11 protein-coding genes are annotated in these 12772 nt (G+C 71.9%); 4 read left to right on the forward strand and 7 right to left on the reverse strand.

Annotated features, from left to right (window positions below):
* Positions 1-42: 42 nt before the first annotated feature.
* On the reverse strand, positions 43-2430 hold the full coding sequence (locus ACQPY4_RS14345; RefSeq protein WP_433336386.1) for a HelD family protein: 2388 nt from the start codon (positions 2428-2430) through the stop codon (positions 43-45).
* Positions 2431-2684: 254 nt separating this feature from the next.
* Between ACQPY4_RS14345 and ACQPY4_RS14350 the strand changes: the two genes are divergently transcribed.
* On the forward strand, positions 2685-4367 hold the full coding sequence (locus ACQPY4_RS14350; RefSeq protein ID WP_433336388.1) for an alkaline phosphatase D family protein: 1683 nt from the start codon (positions 2685-2687) through the stop codon (positions 4365-4367).
* Positions 4368-4412: 45 nt separating this feature from the next.
* On the opposite strand, the gene ACQPY4_RS14355 is transcribed toward ACQPY4_RS14350, so the two are convergent.
* Positions 4413-5486: an ATP-dependent DNA ligase gene (locus ACQPY4_RS14355; RefSeq protein ID WP_433336390.1), complete on the reverse strand. Its 1074-nt coding sequence runs from the start codon at positions 5484-5486 to the stop codon at positions 4413-4415.
* A 220-nt stretch (positions 5487-5706) separates the two neighbouring features.
* Here ACQPY4_RS14355 and ACQPY4_RS14360 point away from each other — a divergent pair, with 220 nt between their 5' ends.
* Both ACQPY4_RS14360 and ACQPY4_RS14365 read left to right on the forward strand, forming a co-directional pair.
* Positions 5707-6318, forward strand: a complete 612-nt coding sequence (locus tag ACQPY4_RS14360; RefSeq protein WP_433336392.1) for a hypothetical protein — start codon at positions 5707-5709, stop codon at positions 6316-6318.
* Positions 6319-6327: 9 nt separating this feature from the next.
* A complete protein-coding gene (locus ACQPY4_RS14365) occupies positions 6328-7020 on the forward strand; it encodes a dihydrofolate reductase family protein (protein ID WP_433336394.1) in 693 nt (230 codons plus the stop codon).
* On the opposite strand, the gene ACQPY4_RS14370 is transcribed toward ACQPY4_RS14365, so the two are convergent.
* Positions 7002-7724, reverse strand: coding sequence for a pyrimidine reductase family protein (locus ACQPY4_RS14370; protein ID WP_433336395.1), 723 nt, complete (start codon positions 7722-7724; stop codon positions 7002-7004). The genes ACQPY4_RS14365 and ACQPY4_RS14370 overlap by 19 nt on opposite strands.
* 136 nt (positions 7725-7860) lie before the next feature.
* Between ACQPY4_RS14370 and ACQPY4_RS14375 the strand changes: the two genes are divergently transcribed.
* A complete protein-coding gene (locus tag ACQPY4_RS14375; protein ID WP_433336397.1) occupies positions 7861-8262 on the forward strand; it encodes a hypothetical protein in 402 nt (133 codons plus the stop codon).
* A 181-nt stretch (positions 8263-8443) separates the two neighbouring features.
* On the opposite strand, the gene glgX is transcribed toward ACQPY4_RS14375, so the two are convergent.
* The 4 genes from glgX to ACQPY4_RS14395 all read right to left on the reverse strand — a co-directional run bounded on the left by glgX (position 8444) and on the right by ACQPY4_RS14395 (position 12501).
* Positions 8444-10525: a glycogen debranching protein GlgX gene (gene glgX, locus ACQPY4_RS14380; RefSeq protein ID WP_433336399.1), complete on the reverse strand. Its 2082-nt coding sequence runs from the start codon at positions 10523-10525 to the stop codon at positions 8444-8446.
* Positions 10526-10568: 43 nt separating this feature from the next.
* Entirely contained in the window at positions 10569-11027 is a 459-nt protein-coding gene (locus ACQPY4_RS14385; RefSeq protein ID WP_433336401.1) for an ATP-binding protein, read from the reverse strand.
* Positions 11028-11427: 400 nt separating this feature from the next.
* Positions 11428-11940: a GNAT family N-acetyltransferase gene (locus ACQPY4_RS14390; RefSeq protein ID WP_433336403.1), complete on the reverse strand. Its 513-nt coding sequence runs from the start codon at positions 11938-11940 to the stop codon at positions 11428-11430.
* Positions 11941-11949: 9 nt separating this feature from the next.
* A complete protein-coding gene (locus tag ACQPY4_RS14395; RefSeq protein WP_433336405.1) occupies positions 11950-12501 on the reverse strand; it encodes a DUF4262 domain-containing protein in 552 nt (183 codons plus the stop codon).
* Between the last annotated feature and the right edge of the window lie 271 nt (positions 12502-12772).

A 12772-nucleotide genomic window follows, 5' to 3' on the forward strand; every position in this document is an offset into this window, starting at 1 on the left:
AAAACAAGCGTACGCTTGTTCAAGTTGCGAGGGGAACCCCGTTCAGCCGAGCGAGGAGAGCATCGCGGGCAGATCGCCGTCATGGACGACGGTCAGCCTCCGGGTGGCGCGGGTGATCGCGACGTAGAGGTCCTGCCCGCCGCGCGGCGACTCCCCGACGATCCCGGCGGGGTCCACCACGATCACCGCGTCGAACTCCAGGCCCTTGGCCTCCTCCGTGGTGAGCACCACGACCAGGGAGTCGAGGGCCTCGGGCGTCGCGCCCGCCTCGACGCCGGGCAGGACCGTCAGGACCTCGGCGTGCCGGGCGCCCGACGAGACGATCGCCAGCCTTCCCTCACCGACCCCGTCGGGGTCGATCTCCGCGCGCTCCTCGGCGACCAGCGCGGGCAGGCCGGCCACCGGCAGCCGGAGCGCGCGCGGGGGCGGCCCGTCGTCGCGGACCGGCTCGGGCGGCGTCTGGTCGGGCGCCACGGCGGCCAGCACCTCGGACGCCACCTTCATGATCGCGGCGGGCGTCCGGTAGTTGACCATCAGACGCTGCTCGCGCCAGCGCCCCGCGACATAGCGGTCGAGCATCTGCCCCCAGGACGCGGCGCCCGCCGGGCTGCCGGTCTGGGCGATGTCGCCCACCACCGTGAGGGACCGGGTGGGGACGCGGCGCATCACCACGCGCCAGGCCATCTCCGACAGCTCCTGCGCCTCGTCGACGATCACATGCCCGTACGCCCACTCGCGGTCGGCCGCGGCCCGCTGCGCCGTGGTCAGGACCGGGCCCGCGTCGCGGTTGCGCTCGGCGAGCTCGCGGGCCTCCACCAGCGCCTCGTCGATCCCGGCCGACTCCAGCACCTCGCGGGCGTACTGCTCCTCGGCCCGGCGCTCAAGCCGCTCGGCCCGGCTCCGCGCGCGCTTGGCGGGGTCGTCGACGCCCAGCCACTCGGCGGCCTCGTCGAGCAGCGGGACGTCCGAGACCGTCCACGGCTCGCCGGGGGAGCGGCGCAGCAGGCCGCGCTCGACCGGGGAGATCCCGGCCGCGTCCGCCGCCCGCCCGAGCGCCTCGGGGTCGGCGAACAGCTCGGTGAGCAGCGTCTGCGGGCTCAGCTCCGGCCACAGCGCGTCGATCACCCGCCGGACGGCCGGGTCCTGCCAGAGGGTCTCCTTGGTGAGCCGCAGGTCGGTGTCGTCCATGAGCGGGCCGTCCTCGGCCTCGTCCATCAGCTCCTGGAGCCAGTCGGGCATCCCGCCGTCGCGGACGAGCTGCTCCAGCGGCTCGTCCATCATCCGCTCGTACTGCTCGGCCCGGTCGACGGCCAGCGCCTCCAGCAGCTCGTGGACGAACAGGCGCCGCTGGACGTTGTGCGGCGCGCGCAGGGCACGGGCCTTGTCGCGGGCGCGCAGGCACGCCTCCGGGCTCACCCGCAGCGTCAGGTTCTCGATCTCGATCTCCAGGCCCTCCTCGGGGGCGCGCTGGCGATCGAGCACCGCCGCCTCGACCAGCGCCGCCATTCGCAGATCGCCCTTGACGACGGCGACCTCCGGGATGTCGGACGCCGTGGCCCGCGTCCCCGGGTACAGCTCGCCCACGGTCGCCAGCGCGACGTCCGTCTCGCCCAGACCGGGAAGCACCTGCTCGATGTAGCGCAGGAACGTCACGTTCGGGCCCACCACCAGCACGCCCCTGCGCTCCAGCACGTCGCGGTGCGTGTAGAGCAGGTACGCGGCGCGGTGCAGGGCCGCGACGGTCTTCCCCGTCCCCGGCCCGCCCTGGACGACCAGCACCCCCGGGAGCCCGGAGCGGATCACCTGGTCCTGCTCCTCCTGGATGGTCGCGACCACGTCGGTCATCCGGCCCGTCCGGCCCTGGCGCAGCGTCGCCAGCAGGGCCGCCTCGCCGACGATCGTGCTCCGGTCGGCCTCGCCGAGCCCGTCGAGGTCGAAGACCTCGTCGTCGAGGCGGGCCACGGCGCGCTCGCGAAGGTGCAGGTGGCGGCGGCGCGCGAGCGTTCCCGGCGCGCTCGCGGTGGCGGTGTAGAACGGCCGGGCCGCCGTGGCCCGCCAGTCGATCAGCATCGGCTCGTGGTGCTCGTCGCGCAGCCCGATGCGGCCGATGTAGAACGTCTCGCCGGGGACGCCGTCCTCCTGCCGGTGGTCGACGCGGCCGAAGCACAACGCGCGCTCGACGGCGTTCAGCCGGGCCAGGGCCCGCGCCGCCTCCTCGGTCACCACCGCCTGCTCGACCTGTGCCTGGAGCCGGGACCCGCCGCCCGCCACCGGAGCCGAGCGCAGCGCGGCCTCAGCGGCGGCGCGCTCGGTGTCAAGCCTGGCGTAAACCCGGGAGACGACCTCCTGCTCGGCTCGGAGCGCGGCCCGCAGGACGCGGTCACCTTCGGCGTTCAGGGGGTTGACGTGCCCGGCTTGACTGTGTCCCATGCCTTTGATACGCTCCTCAACATAGGATCGGTGTTCTGTGGGCCCAAATTCGGGCGCAGATCAGCTTAGCACGCTTTCCCGTGCCTCGTGCCGTTCAGGTTCTCCGGAACTTGAATGGCTTTTTCCGTTTTGTAGGCCAATGTCGTAGTCGAACGATTCTGTTGAACGAGGCGTCATCTGCGGGGAAGGTCGTGTCCATCGGCCTTCGTGAGGCTTTCCGGCGATCGCTACCGGACCCTCATGAAAGGCCCCCCATGGCCGAGGACTCTCGCGGGCTCGACCGCCGGTCGTTCCTAGTCACCACCGGGCTGACCGCCGCCGTCACGCTCCCCGTCGCAGGTACCGCACAGGCCGCGACCTCGCGGCGCGGGCCTGGAACGCTTCCCTCCGACCCGTTCACGCTCGGCGTCGCCTCCGGCGATCCCGACCACGACGGTTTCGTCCTGTGGACCCGCCTGGCCCCGCGCCCCCTCGCCGAGGACGGCCTGGGCGGCATGCCCGCCTCGACGTTCCCGGTGCGCTGGGAGCTGGCCTCCGACGCCCGCTTCCGCCGGATCGTCCGGCGCGGCACCGTCACCGCCCGCCCCGAGTCGGCCCACAGCGTCCATGTCGAGCTGAACGGGCTCGGCGACGGCCGCGAGTTCTGGTACCGCTTCCGCGTCGGCGACCATGTCTCGCCCGTGGGCCGCACCCGCACCACGCCCCGTCCCGACTCCTTCGGCCCGGCGCTGGTGATGGGCTTCGCGTCCTGCTCGCAGTTCGAGCACGGCTACTTCACCGCCTACCGCCGCCTCGCCGAGGAGCACCCGGACCTCATCCTGCACCTGGGCGACTACCAGTACGAGTACAAGAAGGGCGTCTACAACAGCCCGGGCGGCAACGTCCGCGACCACGAGGGCCCCGAGACCGTCTCGCTGGCGACCTACCGGCAGCGCCACGCCCAGTACAAGTCCGACACCGACCTCCAGGCCGCGCACCAGGCCGCCCCGTGGCTGGTGGTCTTCGACGACCACGAGGTCGAGAACAACTGGGCCGACGAGGTGCCGGAGAACAACTCCGACACCCCCGAGCACGCCGCGTTCATGAAGCGCCGCGCCGCCGCGTTCAAGGCCTACTACGAGAACATGCCGCTGCGCCGCTCGTCGGTGCCGTCCGGGCCCGACATCCAGATCTACCGGCGGATCCGCTGGGGCCGGCTGGCCAACTTCCACATGCTCGACACCCGCCAGTTCCGCTCCGACCAGGCCTGCGGCGACGGCACCAAGGAGTGCGCCGCCGCCTCCGACCCGGCGCGCTCGATCACCGGCGCCGCCCAGGAGAAGTGGCTGCTGGACGGCTTCCGGCGCTCGGCCGCCCGCTGGGACGTCCTCGGCCAGCAGGTCTTCTTCGCCCAGCGCGACGTGGACGCCGGGCCGATCAAGCGCACCAGCATGGACTCCTGGGACGGCTACGTCGCCTCGCGGGACCGCATCACCAAGGGCTGGGTGGACGCCAAGCTGCGCAACGCGGTCGTGCTGACCGGTGACGTCCACGCCCACTGGGCCAGCGACCTCAAGCTGAACTACGACGACCCGTCGTCCAGGACGGTGGGCTCGGAGCTGGTCTGCAGCTCCATCACCAGCGGCGGCGACGGCGCGGACTCCAACCCCGCCGACCACCCCTATCTGAAGATCAACAGGCATCTGCGCTTCTACAACAACCAGCGCGGCTACGTCCTGACCCGGATCGGCAAGGACGAGATGAAGGTCGACTTCAAGACCCTCGCGTCGGTGCGCACCAGGGGCGCGGCGGTCTCCACCAAGGCGTCCTTCGTCATCCAGGACCGGGTCCCCGGGCTCAAGCAGACCTACCTGCGTCCGGTGAACTCGACGCTGGGCACCCGCTCGCGGCGCGACGTCATCCAGGACACCATCGACGCCGAGACCCGGCGTCCGTGACCGGCCGGCCCCGGGCGCCCGCCGCGGCGTCCGGGGCCGGGCCGCTCACCGGACGGGGTTGCCGAAGATGTCGTCGAGGTCGTAGGCCACCGGAACCTCAAGCTGCTCGTAGGTGCACGACTCGGGCGTGCGGTCGGTGCGCCAGCGGCGGAACCGCGCCGTGTGGCGGATGCGGTCGCCCTCCATGCCCTCGTAGGCGACCTCGACGACCAGTTCGGGGCGCAGCGCGAGCCAGGTGAGGTCCTTCTTGCCGCTCCAGCGCGAGACCGCGCCCGGCATGCGGTCGGCGGTGGCGTCGGTCTGCCGGGCCCAGCCCTCCCAGGGATGGCCCGTGTAGTCCTCCATGCGGTAGGGCTGGAGCTCCTCGACGAGCTCGGCGCGGCGCTTCATCGTGAACGAGGCCGCAACGCCCACATGCTGGAGATGGCCCTCGTCGTTGTAGAGCCCGAGCAGGAGCGAGCCGACGATCGGGCCAGACTTGTGCCAGCGGAACCCCGCGACCACGCAGTCGGCCGTCCGCTCGTGCTTGACTTTGAACAGGACCCGCTTGTCGGGCTGGTAGGGGATGTCGAGCGGCTTGGCGATCACGCCGTCGAGCCCCGCGCCCTCGAACTCGTCGAACCAGCGCAGCGCCAGCTCGTAGGAGCCGGACGCCGGCGTGACGTGGATCGGCGCCTTCGCGGTCGCCAGGGCCTCGACCAGGCGCCGCCGCCGCTCGCCCAGCGGCACCTCCATCAGCGACTCCTCGCCCAGGGCCAGCAGATCGAACGCCACGAACGACGCCGGGGTCTGCTCGGCGAGCAGGTTCACCCGGGACGCGGCCGGATGGATGCGCTGCTGGAGCATGTCGAAGTCGAGCCGCGTGCCGTGGCGCATCACGATCTCGCCGTCGAGCACGCACCGCTCGGGCAGCTCGCGCCGCACGGCCTCGACCAGCTCGGGGAAGTACCGGGTCAGCGGCTTCTCACCCCGGCTGGACAGCTCCACCTCGTCGCCGTCGCGGAAGATGACGCAGCGGAAGCCGTCCCACTTCGGCTCGTACAGCATGTCGCCCTTGGGCATGGTCTTGACCGCCTTGGCCAGCATGGGCGAGAGCGGCAGACTGATCGGCAGGTCCATGCCCTAATGATGCGCCTCCCCTCCGACATCCCGCACCGCCGCCCCCTACGATCGGTTCATGATCGAGCCAGTGGATTCGTCCTGGTTGTGGGATCGCGTCGTGCGTCCCACGCGTTCGGAAGGGGTTCTCCCCGACGATTCGCGACGGCGGTTCCGCGAGACGCGGCTCGTCGACTGCGGAGGATGCAGGGGCACCGGCTCGACCGGGAGCTATTCGGGGATGGACAACGAATGGAGCGAGGGCTGGACGTGCCCCGACTGCGCCTGCGAGGGCAAGGTCGCCGAGGAGACCCCGGTCGTCGAGCGGCTGCCGTCGGCCGAGGCCGCTCTTGGGTCCGATCCCGAAGGAGTTCTGAGGGCCGAGGCCGCCGCGCGAGATTGCGCCGAGGCCATGGAGCCGTGGGGTGCGGGTCCCGTCCCTGAAAAGGTGATCTGGCGGGTCGGGGGCCCGCTGTCCCAGCCCATGCGCGCGGCCATGCCGCACGAGGCGGGAAGCCACATCCGCAAGCTGCTCTTCCACGCGTGGGGGTACCGAGGCCGTAGCGACTACGGGCCCGGGCTCAGCGAGAGCCTGCGGAGGCCGGGAATGTTCCTCAGCCGGGCGTTCTGGCACGCCCAGCTCGACTGGCTCTGGCGCCTCGCCGCCGGCGAAGGGCACGTCATCCCCGCCTCGTACCAGTACGTCGGTGAGCACCGCCCGCCGGAGCGGGTCGTGGGGTTGACCCTGGGCGACCTGCCGAACCCGTTCGCGCCCGCCGTGGACCTGTGGGCCACCGGGTACGTGCTGGACAAGATCGAACCCGCCGGAATCCGGCTGATCGCCCCCTACTAGCCTGCGAATATGCGCCGACTGCTGCCCGAGCCCGCCGAGGACGTCGACCCGTACCACGAGTACGCCGACGCCCCCGGGGTGCGGATCGGCATGGTGATGAGCCTGGACGGCTCGGTCACCGACGCCGAGGGCTGGTCGGACGGGCTGGGCGGCGAGGCCGACTTCCGGGTCTTCCGCACGCTGCGCGCCCTCGCCGACGCGATCGTCGTCGGCGCCGCCACCGTCCGGACCGGACGCCTGGGCCCCGCGCGGCTGCGGACCTCGTTGCGCGAGCGGCGCGGCGGGCCGCCCGCCCCGATCGTGGTGGTGAGCCGCTCGCTCGACCTGGACTGGACGCTGCCGCTGTTCACCGAAGCGGAGACGCCCACGCTGGTGGTCACCTCGCGCTCGGCCCCGCTGGAGTCGGCGCCCGTCCCGCTGATCGCCGTGGGCGACGACGAGGTCGACCTGCCCGCCGCCGTCCGCGCGCTCGCGGACATGGGCCTCACCCGGCTGCTGTGCGAGGGCGGCCCGGCCCTGGCGACGGCCTTCGTCCGCGCGGGGGCGGCCGACGAGCTCTGCCTCAACATCGCGCCCACCCTGATGGGGGCCGCCCACCGCACACCGCTGGTGGGCGTGCTGGACGGGCCGTGCGACGCGCGGCTGACGGCGCTGTACGAGGACGAGGGCGTCCTGTTCGCCCGCTACTCCTTGCGCAGGTAGCGCAGGAACAGGAAGTCGTCGTCCTCCAGCACGCCGCCGAGCCGCAGGTCGGCGGGCTCGGGCAGGCGGACGCCGTTCAGCACGCGCTGGGCGGCGCCCGCGGCCAGCCTCGGGCTCAGGGTCAGGCACAGCTCGTCGAGCAGCCCGGCCGCGGCGATCTGGGCCAGGACGATCGGCCCGCCCTCGCACAGCAGCCGGGTGTGGCCGCGCTCCTCCAGCGCGAGCAGGGCGACGGCGAAGTCGACCGCGTCCTGCCCGGCGACGACCACCTCCGCGTGCTCGCGCGCCGCGCGCATCCGCTCCGGGTCGGCCGCCTCGCAGGTCAGCAGCAGCGTGGGCGTGCCCGCCTCGGTGAAGATCGGCGCCTGGAAGTCCAGCGCGAGATCGCGCGAGACCACCGCCATCGCCGGAGCGGCGGGCCGTCCCTCCCGCAGGCCCTCGGGCCAGCCGGAACCCGGCCGGGCGGGGCCGTAGCCCTCGGCGCGGACCGTCCCGGCGCCGACGATCACCACGTCGGCCAGGCCGCGCAGCAGGGAGAACAGCCGCTGGTCGGCCGGGCCCGCGAGCCCGCCGCTGCGTCCCTCCCACACGGCGGCGCCGTCGGCGCTGGACACCATGTTGGCGCGCAGCCAGCGGCGTCCCGGCGGGTAGGCGTACTCGTCGGCGAGATCGACCGCGCTCGCGGCCGGTGAAAGGCGTCGCATCCCCGCCAAGGTAGTGCACCCGATCCGGTCCCGGTGTGACGGTCTGTGTTGCGAAATGCACGATTCGCCACTCTCGGAGGAAAATAATGGAGAGACTGTGCTCGGGGAGGAAAAAGCTTCACCGAAGGGAGTGGGGGTGGGGTTCGCTGCGTTCGTCGCATGGATGCTCACGGCCACGGCCGGGGCCTATCTGCTGGTGAAATGGCTGGCGAACGGGGGAAGGGGCACCAAGGTCACGCGGTTCCCCATGCTGGTGGTGATCGGCCATCCGCTCGCCGCCGTGCTGGGGCTGGCGATCTTCGTGCTGTACCTGATCACCGGTCGGGGCTGGGCCGCCTGGGCGGCCTTCGGCGCGCTGCTCGTGGTGGTCTTCCAGGGGTTCGTCCTGCTCACCCGCTGGCAGGTCGGCCGGGGCGGCCGCCATGCCCGCGACGCCGAACAGCCCTACCCGGCCCGGGCGATGGTCCTGCACGGCGTCGTCGCGGCGGCCACGTTCGTCCTGGTCTTCCTCACCGCCCTGCGAACCGGACGCTTCTAACTCGCGCCGCTCAACCACGCGCGCGATTGCGTCAACTAACCGGGGGAAGCGAAGCCGGAGGCGAGCTTCCCCCGGTTAGATCGCGAAGCGATGCAGCAATCGCAAAATCACGGTCACCGAAGCGAGCCGCCAGGCGAGCGCAGGTGGGCCGCCAGGCGAGCGCAGGTGGGCCGGGATTTCTTTAAACACAGCGAAGGACGATGAGGGAGCGGCTGGGGACGGGGATGCGGTCGAGGGCCTTGAGGCGTTCGCGGTCGCCGAAGCCCTGCGGGTCGGCGGTGTCGAGGGCGAACTCCCAGCGCTCGCCGTGGTCGGGGCCGGGCAGCGCGAACTCCATCTCCTCGGAGTGGGCGTTGATCAGCAGCAGGAACGAGTCGTCGGTGACGCGGCGGCCGCGCGGGTCGGGTTCGCTGATGGCCTCGCCGTTGAGGAAGACGGTCAGCGACTTGGCGAACCCGGCGTTCCAGTCGTCGTCGTCCATGGTCTCGCCCGCGGGCGTCAGCCAGTCGATGTCACCGGTGCCCTTGAAGAAACGGCGGCGGCGGAACACCGGGTGGTCGCTGCGCAGCCGCGACAGGATCCGGACGAACTCCAGCATGCCCTCGTCGGTGTTCTCCCAGTCGACCCAGGCGATCTCGTTGTCCTGGCAGTAGGCGTTGTTGTTGCCGTCCTGGGTGCGTCCGAGCTCGTCGCCGTGGGAGAGCATCGGCACGCCCTGGGACAGGAACAGCGTGGCCAGGAAGTTGCGGCGCTGGCGGGCGCGCAGGTCGAGGATGCCGGGATCGGACGTCGTCCCCTCGGCGCCGCAGTTCCACGAGCGGTTGTCGTCGGTGCCGTCGCGGTTGGACTCGCCGTTGTCGTCGTTGTGCTTGCCGTTGTAGGAGACCAGGTCGCTCAGCGTGAACCCGTCGTGGCAGGTCACGAAGTTGATCGAGGCGAACGGGCGGCGGGCGCTGTGCTCGTACAGGTCGGAGGAGCCGGTGAGCCGCGAGGCGAACTCGGGCATCGTGGCGGGCTCGCCGCGCCAGTAGTCGCGGACGGTGTCGCGGTACTTGCCGTTCCACTCCGACCACAGCGGCGGGAAGTTGCCGACCTGGTAGCCGCCCTCGCCGACGTCCCACGGCTCGGCGATCAGCTTGACCTGGGAGACCACCGGGTCCTGCTGCACCAGGTCGAAGAAGGCCGAGAGCCGGTCGACGTCGTGCAGCTCGCGGGCCAGCGCGGAGGCCAGGTCGAAGCGGAAGCCGTCGACGTGCATCTCCAGGATCCAGTAGCGGAGCGAGTCCATGATCAGCTGCAACGGGTGCGGGTTGCGGACGTTGAAGGAGTTGCCGCAGCCGGTGTAGTCGAGGTAGTAGCGCTCGTCGTCGTCGCTGATGCGGTAGTACGAGGCGTTGTCGATGCCGCGGAACGACAGCGTCGGCCCGAGGTGGTCGCCCTCGGCGGTGTGGTTGTAGACGACGTCGAGGATCACCTCGATGCCCGCCTCGTGCAGGGCGCGCACCATCGCCTTGAACTCCTGCACCTGCTCGCCCAGCTGCCCGGTGGAGCTGTAGGCGTTGTGCGGCGCGAGGAAGTTGATCGTGTTGTAGCCCCAGTAGTTGGACAGCCCCCGCGCGACCAGCGCGTGCTCGGCCACCGACTGGTGCACCGGCATCAGCTCGACGGCCGTCACCCCGAGGTCGAGCAGATGGTCGATCATCACGGGATGGCCCAGGCCGGCGTACGTGCCGCGCTGCTCCTCGGGGATGCCGGGATGCAGCCGGGTCAGGCCCTTGACGTGGGCCTCGTAGATCAGGCTCTCGTGGTACGGGACGCGCGGCGGCCGGTCGTCGCCCCAGTCGAAGAACGGGTTGATCACCACGTTCTTCGGCATGTAGGGCGCGCTGTCGTCGTCGTTGAAGGCGTCCGGGTCGGCGAACCGGTAGGAGAACAGCGAGCCGTGCCACTCGACCTCGCCGTCGACGGCCTTGCCGTACGGGTCGAGCAGGAGCTTGGACGGGTTGCAGCGGTGGCCCTCGGCCGGCTCGTAGGGGCCGTGCACGCGGTAGCCGTACCGCTGGCCGGGCCCGACGCCCGGCAGGTACCCGTGCCACACGAACCCGTCGACCTCGGGCAGGTCGACGCTGGACTCGACGCCCTCGTCGTCGAAAAGGCACAGCTCCACCCGGTGGGCCACCTCGGAGAACAGGGTGAAGTTCGTCCCGGTTCCGTCCCAGGTCGCGCCGAGCGGGTACGCCGCACCGGGCCAGACCTCCTGCATCTCCACTCCTCCGGCTCGGCGGGGCGAGCTTAGCGATTGTCTCTTACCCCGTGTAGCCGTCGCATGTGCATGTGGAGATCAATCCATTGCCGGGAGCGACGAAATCAGCCCAAACCGCCGTGGTCCCGGCGCGGCGGGTGACGCCCCAGCGCAGCGCCAGGGCCTCGACGACGTGCAGCCCGCGGCCGTTCTCGCCGCGCTCGTCCGGCTCCCGCAGCCGGGGGAAGCCGCCCGAGCCGTCGTCGGCGACCTCCAGCCTGAGCAGGCCCTCACCCGCCAGGAAGCGGACCGTCACCTGGCCGCCCTCGCCCGACCGCGAGTGGCGCAGCGCGTTGGTGACCAGCTCGCTGACCACCACCGTGATCTCGAACAGGCCGGGGAAGGCCGGGCCGAGCAGCTCGCGGGCGCGCCGCCGCGCGGCGCGCACCGAGGGCTCCGCGGCCGGGAACCGCAGCGTTCGCAGGGCGGTCAGCGGAACGACGTCGTCCAGACCGGTCGCCATACCGGCTCCTCTCGCCGTCGCGGGCCTCCCGACACGGTCGGCCCCCATCGGGAAGTACGTCCGCGCTCCCGCGAACCGCCGTGTCCGCGGGCGACTTTCCGGACGTCAGGGCGCGCGCCAGACGACCTCCCCGTCGGCGCGCCCGGCGGTCGCGTACAACCCGAGGGCGCGCTACGGCGGCGGGCGCCTTCTTCGGCGGGAAGTTCGTGCGTGTTGTCGTGATTCGCCGTGTCGGGGGGACTTTCCGGACGTCAGGGCCTGCGGCGGGCGGTCTCGCCGTCGGCGCGCTCGGCGGTCGCGTACAACCCGAGCGCGCGCTACGGCGGCGGCCGGTGCGTTCTTCGGCGGAAGGTCGTGCGTGTTCTCGTGAATTTGCCGGGTTTGGGGGTGGCTTCGGCTCTCAGGGCGCACGCCAGACGATCTCGCCGTCGGTGCGCTCGGCGGTCGGGAACAGCCCGAGCGCGTGTGCCACGGCGGCGGACGGCGCGTTCTCCGGGTGGATGTTCGCGGTGATCTCGGCGACCCCGTTGCGCCGCAGCCACGCCAGCATCGCGGCGGCGGCCTCGGTGGCGAAGCCGAACCCCTGGTAGGGCATGCCGACCACCCAGGCGACCGAGCCGCGCAGGCCGCCGGCGCCTGGCCCGACGGTGGCCTGGACCGTCCCGACGGCCCGCCCGTCGCGGACCCGCCGGACGATCCAGTTCAGCCAGCACTCCTGGTGGAACGGCTCCGGCCCGGCGGCGAGCCGGGCGTAGCGGTCGCGCAGCTCGGACGGGGAGAGCGGTTCGCCGCCGATGTAGTCGTGCAGGCGCGGGTCGGCCAGGACCCCGGCCATCTCGGCGGCGTGCTCGACCGCGAGCGGCTCCAGCGCGAGCCTCGCGGTGCCGATGGTCTCGGCGATCGGTCCGAACATCCGCCGACCCTATGCCAGCCGCCGGCTCCAGACGCTGTCGGGGTGCTGGCGCGGGTGCAGCCAGAGCCAGGGCTGCGAGCGGCGGAACGGCAGGCCGGTGCCGGGCTGCCAGGGGAACAGGCCGTCCTCGTTGGGCCAGGCGACCTGGAGGAACGGCGGCGGGTTGGTCCGGTAGAACGCGTGGGCCCCGGGGAAGGCCGTGCGGTGCCAGGGGGCCTGGACGGTCCGGAAGGCCGCCTCGCGTCCCCGGATCACCTCGGGCCGCCGGTCGCCGTCGGCGTGCGGCTCGCCGCCCGCGGCCTGCCCGCCGAGCGCGTTGAGGATCTCCTCGATCTCGTAGACGTCGCCGCCGAACATGCCGAGCTCGGGGGAGCGGTGGCTGTGCCACAGGCCGAGCGTGTAGGCCCATCCGGGCGTCGGGCCGTCGGGCTGCTCCAGCACGACGCTCCACCCGTACTGCGTGACGTGCACGATCGTCCGCAGCTCGAAGTTGTCGAGACGGTCGCGGTCGCCATAGTCGTGACAGATGATGCACTGGCACTCGGAGGGACCGTCGGACACGCCCTTCAGCTTACGATCTCCGGGCGCCGCCGAGTCCCCCGGCACCCCTCGTTCTCGGGGCGCTTCCCGAACCTGGTCGAGCATCGCTCCCGAACCTCCCAGACCGCAGCCGCGATCACAGGGTAGGCCGAACCCGGCATCCGCACCCTCGGATCGTCCACGTTCGCGGGTCTCGGCTTGGGAACGGCGTGCGGGAGGCGCGATCGGGCGTCGATCGGACCGCTAGGACGGCGCGGGACCGTTCGTGGACACGCTCCACGAGGTGAAGGGA

This window comes from Spirillospora sp. CA-294931 (assembly GCF_050946795.1).
Lineage (GTDB): Bacteria > Actinomycetota > Actinomycetes > Streptosporangiales > Streptosporangiaceae > Spirillospora.

Excerpts from the sequence above, each read along its gene's own strand:
- ACQPY4_RS14345 (WP_433336386.1), bottom strand. The coding sequence starts at position 2,430 with ATGGGACACAGTCAAGCCGGGCACGTCAACCCCCTGAACGCCGAAGGT.
- ACQPY4_RS14350 (WP_433336388.1), top strand. The coding sequence starts at position 2,685 with ATGGCCGAGGACTCTCGCGGGCTCGACCGCCGGTCGTTCCTAGTCACC.
- ACQPY4_RS14355 (WP_433336390.1), bottom strand. The coding sequence starts at position 5,486 with ATGGACCTGCCGATCAGTCTGCCGCTCTCGCCCATGCTGGCCAAGGCG.
- ACQPY4_RS14360 (WP_433336392.1), top strand. The coding sequence starts at position 5,707 with ATGGACAACGAATGGAGCGAGGGCTGGACGTGCCCCGACTGCGCCTGC.
- ACQPY4_RS14365 (WP_433336394.1), top strand. The coding sequence starts at position 6,328 with ATGCGCCGACTGCTGCCCGAGCCCGCCGAGGACGTCGACCCGTACCAC.
- ACQPY4_RS14370 (WP_433336395.1), bottom strand. The coding sequence starts at position 7,724 with ATGCGACGCCTTTCACCGGCCGCGAGCGCGGTCGATCTCGCCGACGAG.
- glgX (WP_433336399.1), bottom strand. The coding sequence starts at position 10,525 with ATGCAGGAGGTCTGGCCCGGTGCGGCGTACCCGCTCGGCGCGACCTGG.
- ACQPY4_RS14385 (WP_433336401.1), bottom strand. The coding sequence starts at position 11,027 with ATGGCGACCGGTCTGGACGACGTCGTTCCGCTGACCGCCCTGCGAACG.
- ACQPY4_RS14390 (WP_433336403.1), bottom strand. The coding sequence starts at position 11,940 with ATGTTCGGACCGATCGCCGAGACCATCGGCACCGCGAGGCTCGCGCTG.